A 15,489-nucleotide genomic window follows, 5' to 3' on the forward strand; every position below is an offset into this window, starting at 1 on the left:
TGGGATGCTCTCCAAGAAGACAAAATATGGCCTAAAAGCACTTACCTACCTTGCTTCGGTGGGAAGTAAAGAGCCCGTTCAAATAGCTGAGATAGCCAAGCACGAGAATATTTCCCAAAAATTTTTGGAAAGCATTTTGTTGACCCTTAGGCGTAATGGTTTTCTCGGTTCAAAAAAAGGAAAGGGTGGGGGGTACTACCTTATCAAAGAGCCGCATGAAATCCCAATGACGGCAGTAATGCGTGTTTTGGAGGGGCCTATTGCCATGGTGCCCTGTGTCAGCTTAAACTTCTACGAAAAATGTGAGGATTGTCCCGACGAAGGGGAATGTTCTGTTCACAAATTAATGCTCCAAGTGCGTGATAGTGCTTTAGATGTGTATCGAAAAAACACTTTAGCCGACCTAATTTCTTAATAGATTTCATTCCAAATTTTGAATTTAATAATTAAGGATTTGTCAAAAGATGCTATGAAAATCCGATAATCTACAAAAACTATAGGATAAAAGTAATTTTAAGATTCATTTTGCTTTTTGTTTTGGAAATATGTTCTATTTTTGAATTCCCTAGTAAATCGATAGGAAAAAAGAAATACAAATGATAGCAGACCAACTTGTAGTCAACAATAAAGAAGAAAGAGCAACTTTTGAAAAAGATAAAGCATCAGAGAGTCCAAAAAGGAGTATTGCCAAATCCATTAGTTGGAGAATAGTTGGTACCATTGATACCATAATTATTTCTTGGATAGTTACCGGCACTTTATCACTTGCTTTTTCCATTGGTCTGGTTGAATTGGTCACTAAAATGGTATTGTATTTCTTTCACGAGAGAGTTTGGAACGGCATTAAGTGGGGTAAATAAAAGTAAAATAGTATGGCACTGTCACAAGAAGAAATTCAGAAATTAAATCGCCAGTTCAAGGGTATTCCTCCAGAGGAAATTATTTCTTGGGCCATAGGGCACGCAAAAAAACCCGTAGTGACCACTAATTTTCGTCCGTACGAAGTAGCGATCCTTCACGCGGTGACCGAAGTCGATAAAAGTATACCTGTAATATGGTGCGATACGGGCTATAACACCCCACAAACCTATAAGCATGCCGAAGATTTGATCTCGCGATTTGGGCTCAATGTAAAATTGTACGTTCCCCAACAGACATCAGCACACAGGGATGTTGTTATGGGAATTCCCCAAATTGACGACCCTCGTCATCAAGAATTTACAGAACAAGTAAAATTGGAGCCTTTCAGAAGGGCCATGGAAGAACACAAACCCGATGTTTGGTTCACCAACCTTCGCAAAGGTCAAACCGCGCTCCGCGATTCATTGGATGTATTGAGCCTTAGCAAGGATGGTGTTTTAAAAGTGAGTCCTTTTTATCATTGGAGTGACACACAATTGGATGCTTACCTAACTGAGCACGGATTGCCAAACGAGCACAAATATTTTGACCCCACTAAAGTATTGGAAAACCGTGAATGCGGTTTACATACATAATCCCCAATTCTTAAAAAAAACAAACAAGATTTGAGCACACTTGCAGAAGAAATACAAAATCCTGAAACACTAAACCTTTCAGGAAGACCCAACGCCAATGCGTTGGAACATGAAGCCATTTATATTATCCGTGAAGTGGCGGCCCAGTTTGAAAAACCTGTGCTGTTGTTTTCCGGAGGAAAGGATTCCATCACCTTGGTACGGTTGGCCCAAAAAGCCTTTTGGCCAGCCAAAATCCCATTTCCTTTGATGCATATCGATACCGGTCACAACTTTCCTGAAACCATTGAGTTTCGGGATAAATTGGTAGAAGAATTAGGTGTTGAACTCATTGTGCGAAATGTTCAGGATTCCATCGACCAAGGAAAAGTGGTGGAAGAAACTGGAAAATATGCCAGTAGAAACATGCTTCAGACCACAACTTTGTTGGATGCCATCGAAGAATTCAAGTTTGATGCTTGTATAGGTGGGGCTAGACGAGATGAGGAAAAGGCCAGGGCCAAAGAACGTATTTTTTCCGTACGTGATGATTTTGGCCAGTGGGATGAGAAAAATCAGCGTCCAGAATTGTTCGATATGTTGAACGGTCAAATTGAAATGGGCCAGAACGTAAGGGTGTTCCCTATCAGTAACTGGACCGAATTGGATGTTTGGAGCTATATCCAAAAGGAAAATATTGAAATTCCATCTATTTACTTCGCACACCAAAGAAAGACCTTCCTTAGAGATGGATTGATTTGGTCAGCAGAGGACGATGTGGTGTTCAGGGCTGATGATGAAGTTGTGGAAGAGCGTACCGTTCGTTTCAGAACAGTGGGCGATATGTCCTGTACCGCAGCAGTTGAATCTCATGCCGATACCATTGATAAGGTAGTTTCAGAAATCAGGGATTCAAAAATTTCAGAAAGAGGTGCACGGATTGATGATAAGCGTTCCGAAGCCGCCATGGAAAAACGTAAACAACAAGGATACTTTTAAGAGATAAGATGGAAGTTTTAAAAATAGCAACAGCAGGAAGTGTAGATGACGGTAAAAGTACCTTGATTGGACGATTGCTCTATGATACCAAGTCATTGACCGATGATAAATTGGAAGCAATAGAGCGTACCAGTAAGCAAAAAGGATACGATTACCTCGATTTTTCATTGGCAACCGATGGATTGGTAGCAGAAAGAGAGCAAGGAATCACGATTGATGTGGCCCATATCTACTTTTCCACTGCTTCAAAAAGTTATATTATCGCGGATACTCCCGGACACGTGGAATACACGCGAAATATGGTAACCGGAGCTTCAACCTCCCAGGCGGCCATTATTTTGATTGATGCCCGTAAAGGCGTTATTGAGCAGACCAACCGTCACTTTTTCATCAACAACCTATTGCGCATCAAAGATGTGATTGTAGCCATCAACAAGATGGATTTGGTGGATTTCTCTGAAGAAGTTTACAACGGCATAAAAGCGGATTTTGAGGAATTGATGGGTAAAAGAGACTACCAAGAGCAAAAAATCACTTTTATTCCAGTGAGTGCCCTTAAAGGGGATAATGTGGTGAACAAATCTGAAAATACGCCTTGGTACGATGGGCAAACCTTGTTGGAACACTTGGAGGAAGTCGACCTTCAGGATATTTATAATGTAGGTACCCCACGATTTCCAGTGCAGTATGTGATTCGCCCTAAAACAGAGGAATTCCATGACTTCCGTGGATTCGCGGGAAAAGTTTATGGTGGTGAATTAAGTGTGGGTGATGAGGTAGTAGTTCTGCCCTCCATGACCCGTTCAAAAATAAAGGCAATCTATTTTTACGACAAAGAGTACGAGACCGCACCCAGACGTTCATCCGTAACCATTACGTTGGAAGATGAGGTAAATGTGAGTCGTGGTGACATGTTGGTAAAAGTGGGTGATTTGCCTACCATTGACAAGCAACTTACCGCTACTGTTTCTTGGATGGATGCTGATAATTTGACCACTGGCGGAAAGTACATCGTACAACATGGGGTAAATAAAGTATTGGCCAAGGTAGATGCCATAGAACATAAAATTCACCCGGATTATTCGGGTATTGAAGAAAATGCAACGGCATTACAGATGAACGATATTGCCAAAGTGCGATTGAAGTTGAACAAACCCATTTTTTACGATAGGTTCAAAGATCATAGAACCAACGGTTCCTTTATCATTATTGACAGTAGAACCAACACTACAGCTGGTGTTGGCTTTATCGAATAAGATAGACCACAACAGCGGTGTATATTGAAAGATTTGAAAATATAACCTATTAAATATATAGGAAAAATAGAAATATGAAGAGCTTTAGAACAGAAATAGAAAATCCCGTAGTTGAAAAGGATATCATTGATTTGGAGAAGAAAATTCGCCAGTTCAAAGGAGGGGAGATGGACGAGGAAAAGTTCAGAAGCCTTCGTTTGGCCCGTGGGGTTTATGGTCAGCGCCAACCCGGGGTTCAAATGGTACGGATAAAATTGCCGTATGGTAAGGTAACGTCCAATCAGTTGCTTCGTATTGCCGATGTTTCTGATGAATATTCACGTGGACGTTTGCACATCACCACACGTCAGGACATCCAGATTCACTACGTGGATTTGGAACGTACCCCAGAATTGTGGGCAGAATTGGAAAGAGATGAGGTTACCATTCGCGAAGCCTGTGGGAACACTGTTAGAAACGTGACCGCAAGTGAAACGGCTGGTATCGATGTGGATGAACCATTTGATGTTTCACCATACGCCCAAGCACTTTTTGAATACTTTTTGCGTAACCCTATCGGGCAGGAAATGGGACGGAAATTCAAGGTTTCCTTTTCCGCCAGTGATGCCGATACCGGATTGTCGTACATGCACGATTTGGGCTTTATCGCCAAAATTCAAAATGGAGAACGAGGTTTTAAAGTAATGTTGGCCGGTGGATTGGGTTCCCAACCCCGTCATGCTGATGAATTGTACAGCTTTTTGCCTACCGACAAGATTATTCCAATGATGGAAGGGGTAATTCGCGTGTTTGACCGTTACGGAGAACGTAAAAGTCGCGCCAAGGCCCGTATGAAATTCTTGTTGAAGGATATCGGTTTGGATGGATTCAAACAATTGTTGGAGGAAGAGCAGACCGCTGTTCCACATCAAACATATCCCATCAACATTGATACTTATCCAGAAGTAAAAGTCGCTGAAGTGGAAACACCAACAGTCAATATTGAAGATAAAGCAGCTTTCGAGCAATGGAAAGCTACCAACTTGGTGCCACAAAAGCAAGATGGCTATGTGGCCATCGGAATTAAGGTGCTTTTGGGTGATTTCTACACGGATAAAGCAAGGGAATTGGCCAATTTGGTCCGCGACTATGCTGCAGGAGAGATTCGTTTGTCACTCAGACAAAACATATTGATTCCTTATGTAAAAGAGGATTTGATTCCTTTCTTCTATCAGGAATTGAACCGATTGGGCTTCGCCGAAGCCGGTTACAACAAAGCCTTGGATATCACCGCATGTCCTGGTACCGATACGTGTAATCTAGGGATTGCCAGTAGTACTGGAATCGCTGATGAGTTGGAACGTGTCATAAAAGCAGAATATCCTCACTATATCAATAACCCAGACGTGGTCATTAAGATCAGTGGTTGTATGAATGCCTGTGGACAACACAACATGGCCCATATTGGTTTCCAGGGGATGTCTGTCCGAACTAAAGATAAATTGGTGGCTCCCGCTTTGCAGGTATTGTTGGGAGGTGGAAATTTGGGTAACGGAAACGGTGTTTTTGCTGATAAAGTGGCCAAAATCCCAAGTAAAAGAGGTCCAGAAGCCCTGCGTTTAATCTTGGATGATTTCGAGGCCAACGGTAACGGAGCATCATTCACGGATTATTATGCTGAACAAGGGCAGCTGTATTTCTATGATTTTCTAAAACCCCTTACCGATGTGGATAATCTTACCGCCGAAGATTTTATCGATTGGGGTAACGAAGAAAAATACAAAAAAGAGATTGGTGTAGGAGAATGTGCCGGTGTTATTGTGGATTTGGTGGCCACCCTTTTCTTTGAAAGTCAGGAAAAGATTGAGAATGCTGAAGAAGCCTTGAATGAAGGCAAATGGCCAGCCAGTATTTACTACTCGTACCAATCTATAGTCAATTCTGCCAAGGCATTGTTGACAGCAGAAAAACAAAAAGTGAACACCCACGCTAGCATCATCAAGGATTTTGATGAACTGTATGTGGCATCTGAAAAGATAGCCTTTGATGGTGGTTTTGAGCAATTGGCACTTCAGTTGAACCAAAATGAACCTTCTGAAGCTTTTGCCAAAAGCTATTTGGAAGATGCGAAAACCGTGTTGGAACGATTGGAAGCGTATAGAAAATTGGAGTTGGAACATGCATAGTGGAAAGTTGACAGTAGTGGGAGCCGGACCAGGCGATTTGGACCTTATTACCCTAAAGGGTATCAAGGCATTGCAAAGTGCTGATGTGGTGCTATTCGATGCTCTGGTGGACTCCGGATTGCTGGAATATGCCTCAAAAGCAGAACACATTTTTGTGGGCAAACGAAAAGGATGCTATCACTATCAGCAAGAGCAAATCAATGATTTGATTATTGAGCGGGCTTTCCAAGGATCACATGTGGTTCGGTTAAAAGGAGGTGATCCATTTGTATTTGGTCGTGGCGCAGAGGAAATGGAATATGCAGCCAAGCATGGTGTAGAAGTGGCAGTAGTGCCGGGGATTTCATCTTCAGTTTCGGTTCCTGCTTCGCAAAATATCCCAGTGACCAAAAGAGGTGCAGCCGAAAGTTTCTGGGTGATTACCGGAACTACCAAAGAACACAAATTGTCCAATGATGTGGCACTGGCCGCTAAATCCAATGCTACAGTAGTCATCCTCATGGGGATGTCAAAATTGGGAGAGATCATGAATCTCTTCAAAAAAGAGGGTAAACAAGATACTCCTGTGGCCATCATTCAAAATGGAACCACGGAGAATGAAAAAGTGGGAATTGGTACTGTTGCTTCTATTGAGCACAAGGCAAAAGAGCAGCAGTTAGCCAATCCTGCCATAATCATCATAGGCGAGGTGGTCAACCACCGCCAAAACATTTTGGATATTCAAAAGGAATATCAAACGAGAGGAAAAGAATTGCTAGAAAAAGTATAAAATTCCTAAGTGTCCCCTGAGCGGAGTCGAAGGGAACCACAGGAGCATTTAAAAGTAAAATTATGATCAAAACAGACATCATTATAATTGGAGCGGGACCAACGGGATTGTTCACCGTTTTTGAAGCCGGATTGTTAAAGTTGAAGTGCCATTTGATTGATGCTTTGGCACAACCCGGAGGACAATGCTCCGAAATTTATCCTAAAAAGCCCATTTACGATATTCCAGCCTACCCAGAAATTCTAGCTGGGGATTTGGTCGATAAACTAATGGAGCAGATTAAACCTTTTGAGCCTGGTTTCACTTTAGGTGAGCGTGCAGAAACTTTGGATAAGCAGGAAGACGGTTCATTTATCGTAACCACAACCAAAGGTACGCAGCACCATGCACCTGTTGTGGTCATTGCTGGTGGGTTGGGTTCTTTTGAGCCTAGAAAACCATTGATTGCCAACATCGGACTTTTTGAAAGTAAAGGGGTTGAATATATGATCAAGGACCCAGAGCAATTCCGCAACAAGAAAGTAGTAATTTCCGGAGGCGGGGATTCCGCATTGGATTGGGCTATTTTCTTGGCCGATGTAGCTTCAGAAGTTTCATTGGTCCACCGAAGAAATGAGTTTAGAGGAGCTTTGGACTCTGTGGAAAAAGCGCGGGAATTGGCCAAATTGGGTAAAATTCAACTTTACACCGAAGCTGAGGTGACCGAAATTCATGGTAAGGATGATTTACACGCCGTCGTCATTAAATATAATGACGAGGCAAAAGAGCAAGCCTATGTTGAAACCGATTTCTTTATTCCGTTGTTTGGTCTTTCGCCTAAATTGGGACCCATCGGAAGCTGGGGCTTGGAAATTGAGAAGAATGCCATCAAAGTGAATAACGCAAAGGACTATCAAACCAATATTCCTGGTGTGTTTGCCATCGGTGACGTAAATACCTACCCAGGTAAACTAAAATTGATTCTTTCTGGATTCCACGAAGCAGCGGTAATGTGCCAGTTTGCCTACCAGATTATCAATCCAGACAAACGATATGTTATGAAGTATACCACCGTTGGAGGTGTGGAAGGATTTGATGGTTCCAAAAAAGAGGCCAAAAAAGAAGTGGTACAAAGTATCAATTAGTGTAAAATCAAATACTGATGAAACACCTTCCCGAAGCAATTTAGGAAGGTGTTTTTTATGCTGTATATTTGAATTTTACAACTGTATGCAGAGTCTGTTCACCTTACGCGATTTTTATAGCAAGCTAAGTCTCCCTATTCCCGATAATATCGGAAAGGACATTGGGCATTTCAATGTGTTTAATATCGCCGAGTACCGCACACGACTGGATAAAGGAGAGATGCGCTATGATCGCCGCTCCTATTTTAAGATAAGTTTGATTAATGGACGCAACAGGGCGGAGTATGCCGATAAGTCCATTCATATTGAGGACAAGGCGCTTCTGTTTGCCTCGCCAAAGATTCCGTACAATTATGTTCCCTTAGACAGCGATCAATCTGGGTATTTCTGTGTGTTCACCGACAACTTTTTATCTAAGGACAAAAGTGGGGTGATTTTGGACAATCTGCCCTTGTTTCAACCTGGCGGGTATCCCATTTTTACGATTTCGGATGAGGACTATATACAATTGGAGCAATTGTTCAAGAAGATTGATGATGAACTATCCTCGGATTATCCATATAAATTTGATTTAATTCGTGCATACGTGATTGAACTGTTGCACTTGGGTCAAAAATTAAACCCTGTGGAGCCCCTTGATAATGGGAAAAATGCGGCAACACGAATTACCGATTTATTTGTGGAATTGTTGGAGCGGCAGTTTCCGATAAATTCCCCTGCACAGCGATTGGCGCTGAAAACAGCCAACGATTTTGCGGAGCGATTGGCGGTACATGCCAATCATTTGAACAAGGTACTTAAAGAAACCACAGGCAGCACCACAACGGCCATTATCCATTCTCGAATCTTTGAAGAGGCCAAAATTTTGCTGAACAATACAGATTGGAATATTTCTGAAGTCGCTTTTAGTTTAGGCTTCGAAGAAGTGGCCCATTTTTCAAATTTCTTCAAAAAACGTGCATCACTTTCTCCTTTGAATTTTAGGAGTAAGTCATTGGTGTAATTTTTCAAATACAATACGATGTCAGACAATAAAATAGCATTGGTAACCGGCGGAAGCAGAGGTCTCGGTGCCGATATGGCCATCAATTTGGCCAAAAAAGGAATTGATGTGGTGATTACATATCATACTGATAAATCAAGTGCAGATGAGGTAGTTGCACAAATCAAAGGGGAAGGTCAGTGGGGCTGTGCCCTGCAATTGGATACCCTCAAAATCAAAACCTTTGAAACTTTTTTTAAGGAGTTGGCCAATGTTTTGAAAAATGAAACAGGCAGCCCAAATTTCGATTTTTTGGTGAATAATGCTGGAACAGGTGTCTATGAGCCAATCGCTACCACCACAGAAGAGCAGTTTGATGAAATGTGTAATGTTCACTTAAAAGGAGTGTATTTCCTTACCCAAAAAGCACTTCCCTATATCAATGACGGAGGGCGAATCATCAATATTTCATCTGGATTGGTTCGATATGCATTCCCATCCGCTTCGGCCTACGCATCCATGAAAGGAGCCGTTGAAGTATTTACCCGCTATTTGGCCAAAGAACTGGCACCAAGGAAAATTACAGCCAATACCGTGGCACCCGGAGCCATTGAAACCGATTTTGGAGGCGGTGAAAACAAAACCAATGAAACCAAAAGAGGATTTATCATCCAAGGAACCGCCTTGGGCCGTGTGGGAAGACCGGACGACATTGGGGGCGTAGTTGCCTTTTTATGCACTGAAGATGCCAAATGGGTGAATGCCCAACGCATTGAAGTCACTGGAGGGGCCATGATTTAATTCCGGCTAGTTTCTTTATCTACGATTGTTTGATTTTTACAAAAAACCGATTGATGCTTGCAACCCAACCCAAGCACGTCGGACTAATTTTGTCCTGTAATCAAAAAATCAAATAAAATGAGCAAAGAGAAAATAGCATTGGTTACAGGTGGTAGTCGTGGACTCGGTGAGGACATGTCCATCAATCTGGCCAAAAAAGGATTGAATGTAATCTTGACCTACCGTAGTAACAAAGAAGAGGCCGATAAAACCGTAAGTGAAATTGAAAAAATCGGTCAAAAAGCCTATGCATTACAATTGGATGTAGCCGATAACCATAGTTTTGAAGCCTTTTCAGAAGAAGTGAAGAAGAGCTTAACTTCCCATTTTGGTGCGGATAAAATTGACTTCTTGGTCAATAATGCCGGAATAGGAATCGATACGCCAATCGGTGAGACCACCGAAGAGCAATTGGACACTCTCGTTGATATCCATTTTAAAGGGGTTTATTTCCTCACCCAAACCTTATTGCCCATCATTGCCGATGGAGGTGGAATCGTGAACATTTCAAGTGGATTGGCGCGTTTTTCCTTTCCAGGCTACGCAGTGTACGGTTCCATGAAAGCTGCGGTGGAAGCACTTACCCGATATCAAGCCAAAGAATTGGGCGCTCGAAAAATCAGGTCAAATGTTGTGGCTCCAGGAGCCATTGAAACCGATTTTGGGGGTGGAACCAATAAAAATGATGAAGGCAAAAGAACGGCCATTGCCAATTTTACGGCCTTGGGTCGTGTGGGCATCCCCAGCGATATCGGTGGCGTTGTTGCTTTCCTGTGTTCCGAGGATGCCAAATGGGTCAATGCACAACGTATTGAAGTCTCTGGAGGTATGATGATTTAACCTTCTGTTACATATCTTACAAAGGGCCGCTAATATGAAAATTAGCGGCTCTTTTTTTGCTTTTCAGTCAGGAGTACCGTTACTTTGCGGCTCAGTTCATTTATAACTTGAAATGGTTATCAAGAAAGGTGGAGGGACTGGACCCTTTGAAGCCTTAGCAACCCTCGACTTCGAGAAGGTGCTACATTCTACCCCCTCCAAGGGAAGGATAACAAAAGAATACGGCAAACAGTATTTTCCACATCATCTTGATACATCCATATCCTTTTTTAGGGTGATTTTATTATGGAAAAAATTGAAGACATTTTGCAAAATCGAATCCTGGTTCTTGATGGGGCCATGGGTACCATGTTGCAGCGCTATAAATTTACGGAAGTAGATTTTAGGGGTGAACGATTTAAAGATTGGCCCAGTGACCTGCAGGGGAATAACGACCTATTGTCACTGACCCAGCCTCAGGCCATTGCAGATGTGCATCGGGTATATCTTGAAGCAGGTGCCGACATAATTGAAACCAATACATTCTCAGGAACGACCATAGCCATGGCAGATTACGGCATGGAAGAATTGGTGTACGAACTGAATTATGAATCCGCTAAGATTGCTAAGCAAGTCGCTGAAGAATTCACCAAAAAGGACCCTAGCAAACCAAGGTATGTGGCAGGGAGTATTGGTCCGACCAATAAAACGGCCAGTATGTCGCCTGATGTGAACGATCCTGGATATAGGGCGGTTTCCTTTGATGAATTGCGGAAAGCCTATAAGGAACAAGTAGAGGCTTTGCTGGATGGTGGCGCCGATTTGCTATTGGTAGAAACTATTTTTGATACGTTGAATGCTAAAGCAGCACTTTTCGCTATTGAAGAAGTAAAGGAAGAACGGAATATTGAAGTGCCTATCATGGTCAGTGGTACCATCACAGATGCTTCGGGACGTACCTTATCCGGACAAACGGCGGAAGCTTTTTTAATTTCAATCTCGCACATTCCAATTTTATCGGTTGGGTTTAACTGCGCATTGGGAGCAAAACAGCTCACACCACACTTAGAGGTGATTTCAGCTAAATCAGATTTTGCCACTTCAGCGCATCCCAATGCAGGACTACCCAATGCTTTTGGGGAATACGATGAAACCCCGGAGCAGATGGCAGCCCAAATAAAGGAATATGTGGAAAAAGGATTGGTCAATATTGTTGGGGGATGTTGTGGTACCACTCCAGAGCACATCAAAGCCATTGCCGATTTGGTAAAAGAGTATCAACCTAGAAAACTTTTGACCCCAGCCTAGTGCTGGTCGTATCATGAAAGAAAACGAAGAAAGATATCTAAAGCTAAGCGGTCTTGAGCCCTTGGTGATAACCCCAGAAAGCAATTTTATCAATGTAGGGGAACGCACCAACGTGGCCGGTTCCAAACGATTCCTACGCCTAATTAAAGAAGAAAAATTTGATGAGGCGTTGGATATTGCCCGTGAGCAAGTGGAAGGTGGGGCCCAGATTATAGACATCAATATGGATGATGGCCTTATTGATGGCAAGGAAGCCATGGTCAGATTCCTCAACTTGATAGTTTCGGAGCCCGACATTGCCCGTGTCCCCATTATGATCGATAGCTCCAAATGGGAAATCATTGAGGCTGGACTTCAGGTGGTGCAGGGTAAATGTGTGGTGAATTCCATCAGTTTAAAGGAAGGTAAAGAAGAGTTCGTCCATCATGCAAAATTGATAAAGCGATATGGCGCTGCGGTGATTGTAATGGCTTTTGACGAAGTGGGTCAAGCAGATACCTTGGAACGTCGGAAGGAAATCGCCAAGCGCTCCTATGATATTTTGGTGAACGAAGTAAAATTCGCTCCGGAGGACATCATCTTCGACCTTAATATCTTCCCTGTCGCCACCGGAATGGAGGAACACAGGCGCAATGCCCTTGATTTTATCGAGGGTGCCCAATGGGTCCGCAAAAATCTGCCCTATTGCAGTGTCAGCGGAGGAGTGAGTAATGTATCCTTCTCTTTCCGGGGGAACAATCCCGTAAGAGAGGCTATCAATTCAGCATTTCTGTACCACGCGATCCAGGCGGGAATGAACATGGGTATCGTAAACCCAACCATGTTGGAAGTCTATGATGACATTCCCAAAGACCTTTTGGAATATGTGGAAGATGTTTTGCTTGATAGGAGGGATGATGCCACGGAACGTTTGTTGGAATTTGCGGAGACTGTGGTTGGTACTGAGAAGGAAAGCAAAGTGGACCTTTCATGGCGAGAAGAACCACTTCAAGACCGTATAACCCGTGCTTTGGTCAAAGGGATTGATCAATATATTGTTGAAGACGTTGAGGAAGCCCGGCAAAAAGCCAAAAGACCGCTGGAGGTTATCGAGGGGAACCTGATGACTGGTATGAATGTGGTGGGTGATCTCTTCGGAAGCGGTAAAATGTTCTTGCCCCAAGTGGTGAAATCTGCCAGGGTGATGAAAAAAGCCGTGGCGTACCTCACACCCTACATCGAAGCATCCAAGGATTCCAATGCCAAAGCAGCCGGAAAAATTTTGATGGCCACCGTTAAGGGTGATGTTCACGATATTGGAAAGAACATTGTAAGTGTGGTTTTGGCCTGCAATAACTACGAAATTGTAGATTTAGGGGTGATGGTTCCTCCGGAAAAGATCATCAATAAAGCCAAAGAGGAGCAGGTGGATATCATCGGATTAAGTGGACTGATAACACCTTCTTTGGATGAAATGGTCTTTTTGGCCAAGGAGATGGAACGCCAAAACTTTACCGTTCCCCTACTGATTGGAGGTGCTACTACGAGTAAAGCGCATACTGCCGTAAAAATTGATCCCCAATACAGCAATGCCGTAGTCCATGTGAACGATGCATCCAGAGCTGTGACCGTTGTGGGTGATTTGCTCCAAGAGGAAACCTCCGTGCAATACAAGAAATCCATAAAATTGGATTATGATAGTTTCCGGGATAAATTCTTGAGTCGAACCAGACAAAAAGAATATTTAACCTTGGAAGAAGCTCGCAAAAACAAATTGCAGATTGATTGGAACCCAGCGGACATCAAAAAGCCCAACCAATTGGGTGTTCAGGTTTGGGAGGATATTGATCTTAATTTGCTATTGGATTTTATTGACTGGACTCCATTTTTTAGAAGCTGGGACCTTCATGGGAAATATCCCGCCATTTTAACAGATGACGTGGTTGGAAAACAAGCAACGGAGCTTTTTAAAGATGCCCAAGAGTTGTTGAAAACGGTTTTGGATGAAAAATTGCTGAAGGGCAAGGCCATTTTCGGATTGTTTCCAGCCCATCAAATTGCTGAGGACGATATAGAAGTTGTCAGTTCGAGCGCAGTCGAGAACGGTGAACAAACCTTCATTTTTAGAACGCTTCGTCAGCAATTGAAAAAGCGGGATGGAGTTCCCAATATTGCACTGGCCGATTTTATCGCTCCCAAAGAATCAGGTATTCAAGATTACATGGGTTGTTTTTGTGTGAGTACGGGATTCGGGACACAGGAGTTGGCGGCAGATTTTGAAAAGAAGCATGATGATTACAACTCCATCATGATTAAAGCCTTGGCCGACCGTTTAGCTGAAGCCCTCGCTGAATATTTACATAAAGAGGTGCGAACAAAACATTGGGGTTATGCGGTGAATGAAAAATTGGATAACACCGCTTTGATTGAGGAGAAATATAGAGGTATTCGCCCTGCACCCGGATACCCAGCTTGCCCAGACCACTTGGAAAAATTGACCATTTGGGACATGCTGAATGTGGAAGAGAAGATAGGCGTGCAATTAACCGATAGTTTGGCCATGTGGCCCGCAGCGAGTGTTAGTGGCTATTATTTTGCCCATCCACAAGCCAAGTATTTTGGACTGGGAAAGATAGAGCAAGATCAAGTAGCTGATTTTGCTGAAAGAAAGAACATAAAACTGGAGGAGGCCCAAAAATGGCTTTCTCCCAACATAGTTGATGGCAACTAGTTTTAATAACCAATAACTCTTTTGCCCTAAACCCATCAACCATTAACCATTAACAGTGAACTGATAACCACATAATGAAAATTACCGACCACATAAAAAAAGCAAACGGAGAAACGCTTTTCAGTTTTGAGATTGTGCCGCCCGTAAAAGGGAAAAGCATTCAAGAACTCTACAACAACATTGATCCTTTGATGGAGTTCAAGCCTCCTTTTATTGATGTGACCACCTCGCGGGAAGAATACATCTACAAGGAAAAAGATGGGCTGTTGGACAAAAAACTGACCCGCACCAGACCCGGAACTTTGGGCATTTGTGCCTCATTGAAACATAAATATGATGTGGATACGGTCCCCCATGTGCTTTGCGGCGGTTTTACAAAAGAAGAGACCGAATATTTGTTGGTGGACTGCCAATATTTGGAGATTGAAAATGTAATGGCTCTGCGTGGTGATGCCCGTAAAGAGGAAAAATATTTTACCCCCACCAAAGGTGGACATCAATATGCTACTGAACTGGTAAAGCAGATTCAGGATATAAATGAGGGCAAATATCTCCACGATACCATTGAGTCAAATGAGTTAAGCAGCTTTTGCATTGGTGTGGCCGGCTATCCAGAAAAACACATGGAAGCTCCTTCTTTACAATCGGATTTAAAAAGATTGAAGGAAAAAGTGGAGTTGGGGGCCGATTATGTGGTGACCCAAATGTTTTTTGATAACCAGAAATTCTTTGCCTTTGTAAAGGCTGCCCGTGAAATGGGCATAGATGTCCCCATTATTCCCGGAATAAAACCCATTGCCGTGAAAAGACATTTGCAATTGCTGCCGCAGGTCTTTAGAGTGGATATTCCTCAGGATTTGATTGATGCGGTGGAAGCCTGTAAAACCAATCAAGATGTGCGTGAAGTGGGGATAAAATGGGCCATTCAACAATCAAAAGAATTGAAGGAAGCTGGTGTCCCTGTTCTACATTATTATTCCATGGGAAAATCAGATAACATTAAAGCGATAGCCAAGGAGGTGTTTTAATTTCCTATTTTAGT

General features: G+C 42.8%; 14 protein-coding genes and 1 riboswitch. All 14 genes read left to right on the top strand.

Annotated features, from left to right (window positions below):
* The first annotated feature begins 4 nt into the window (after positions 1 to 4).
* The 14 genes from ACFSJE_RS06225 to metF all read left to right on the top strand — a co-directional run bounded on the left by ACFSJE_RS06225 (position 5) and on the right by metF (position 15,475).
* Positions 5 to 415 (top strand): RrF2 family transcriptional regulator, encoded by a 411-nt coding sequence (locus ACFSJE_RS06225; RefSeq protein ID WP_379830126.1) that lies wholly within the window; start codon positions 5 to 7, stop codon positions 413 to 415.
* 181 nt (positions 416 to 596) lie between these two features.
* Complete coding sequence (locus ACFSJE_RS06230) at positions 597 to 860, top strand: DUF2061 domain-containing protein (protein ID WP_379830127.1); 264 nt, start codon at positions 597 to 599, stop codon at positions 858 to 860.
* Positions 861 to 872: 12 nt separating this feature from the next.
* Positions 873 to 1,496, top strand: coding sequence for a phosphoadenosine phosphosulfate reductase domain-containing protein (locus tag ACFSJE_RS06235; RefSeq protein ID WP_379830128.1), 624 nt, complete (start codon positions 873 to 875; stop codon positions 1,494 to 1,496).
* 51 nt (positions 1,497 to 1,547) lie between these two features.
* Positions 1,548 to 2,474, top strand: coding sequence for a sulfate adenylyltransferase subunit CysD (cysD, locus tag ACFSJE_RS06240; protein WP_379830332.1), 927 nt, complete (start codon positions 1,548 to 1,550; stop codon positions 2,472 to 2,474).
* An 8-nt stretch (positions 2,475 to 2,482) separates the two neighbouring features.
* Positions 2,483 to 3,730, top strand: coding sequence for a sulfate adenylyltransferase subunit 1 (locus ACFSJE_RS06245; RefSeq protein ID WP_379830129.1), 1,248 nt, complete (start codon positions 2,483 to 2,485; stop codon positions 3,728 to 3,730).
* A 74-nt stretch (positions 3,731 to 3,804) separates the two neighbouring features.
* Positions 3,805 to 5,895: a HEPN domain-containing protein gene (locus ACFSJE_RS06250; RefSeq protein ID WP_379830130.1), complete on the top strand. Its 2,091-nt coding sequence runs from the start codon at positions 3,805 to 3,807 to the stop codon at positions 5,893 to 5,895.
* Positions 5,888 to 6,664 carry a uroporphyrinogen-III C-methyltransferase gene (gene cobA, locus ACFSJE_RS06255; RefSeq protein WP_379830131.1) on the top strand — a complete coding sequence of 259 codons (777 nt, stop codon included), beginning with the start codon at positions 5,888 to 5,890 and terminating at the stop codon, positions 6,662 to 6,664. The genes ACFSJE_RS06250 and cobA overlap by 8 nt, the downstream gene beginning before the upstream one ends.
* Positions 6,665 to 6,726: 62 nt before the next feature.
* Positions 6,727 to 7,788, top strand: coding sequence for an NAD(P)/FAD-dependent oxidoreductase (locus tag ACFSJE_RS06260; protein ID WP_379830132.1), 1,062 nt, complete (start codon positions 6,727 to 6,729; stop codon positions 7,786 to 7,788).
* An 85-nt stretch (positions 7,789 to 7,873) separates the two neighbouring features.
* Positions 7,874 to 8,791 (top strand): helix-turn-helix domain-containing protein, encoded by a 918-nt coding sequence (locus tag ACFSJE_RS06265; RefSeq protein ID WP_379830133.1) that lies wholly within the window; start codon positions 7,874 to 7,876, stop codon positions 8,789 to 8,791.
* Between the two features lie 18 nt (positions 8,792 to 8,809).
* Positions 8,810 to 9,571, top strand: a complete 762-nt coding sequence (locus ACFSJE_RS06270; protein ID WP_379830134.1) for an SDR family oxidoreductase — start codon at positions 8,810 to 8,812, stop codon at positions 9,569 to 9,571.
* Between the two features lie 117 nt (positions 9,572 to 9,688).
* Complete coding sequence (locus tag ACFSJE_RS06275) at positions 9,689 to 10,450, top strand: SDR family NAD(P)-dependent oxidoreductase (RefSeq protein WP_379830135.1); 762 nt, start codon at positions 9,689 to 9,691, stop codon at positions 10,448 to 10,450.
* 113 nt (positions 10,451 to 10,563) lie between these two features.
* Positions 10,564 to 10,665: riboswitch (SAM riboswitch) on the top strand.
* Between the two features lie 70 nt (positions 10,666 to 10,735).
* Entirely contained in the window at positions 10,736 to 11,737 is a 1,002-nt protein-coding gene (locus ACFSJE_RS06280; protein ID WP_379830136.1) for a homocysteine S-methyltransferase family protein, read from the top strand.
* Positions 11,738 to 11,750: 13 nt separating this feature from the next.
* Positions 11,751 to 14,447 (top strand): methionine synthase, encoded by a 2,697-nt coding sequence (gene metH / locus ACFSJE_RS06285; RefSeq protein ID WP_379830137.1) that lies wholly within the window; start codon positions 11,751 to 11,753, stop codon positions 14,445 to 14,447.
* Positions 14,448 to 14,521: 74 nt separating this feature from the next.
* The gene (gene metF, locus ACFSJE_RS06290) at positions 14,522 to 15,475 is read left to right on the top strand and encodes a methylenetetrahydrofolate reductase [NAD(P)H] (protein ID WP_379830138.1); all 954 of its coding nucleotides are present in this window, start codon (positions 14,522 to 14,524) and stop codon (positions 15,473 to 15,475) included.
* Positions 15,476 to 15,489 lie beyond the last annotated feature (14 nt).

Origin of the sequence: Flagellimonas iocasae (assembly GCF_042682725.1) — a bacterium.
Taxonomy (GTDB): domain Bacteria; phylum Bacteroidota; class Bacteroidia; order Flavobacteriales; family Flavobacteriaceae; genus Flagellimonas; species Flagellimonas iocasae.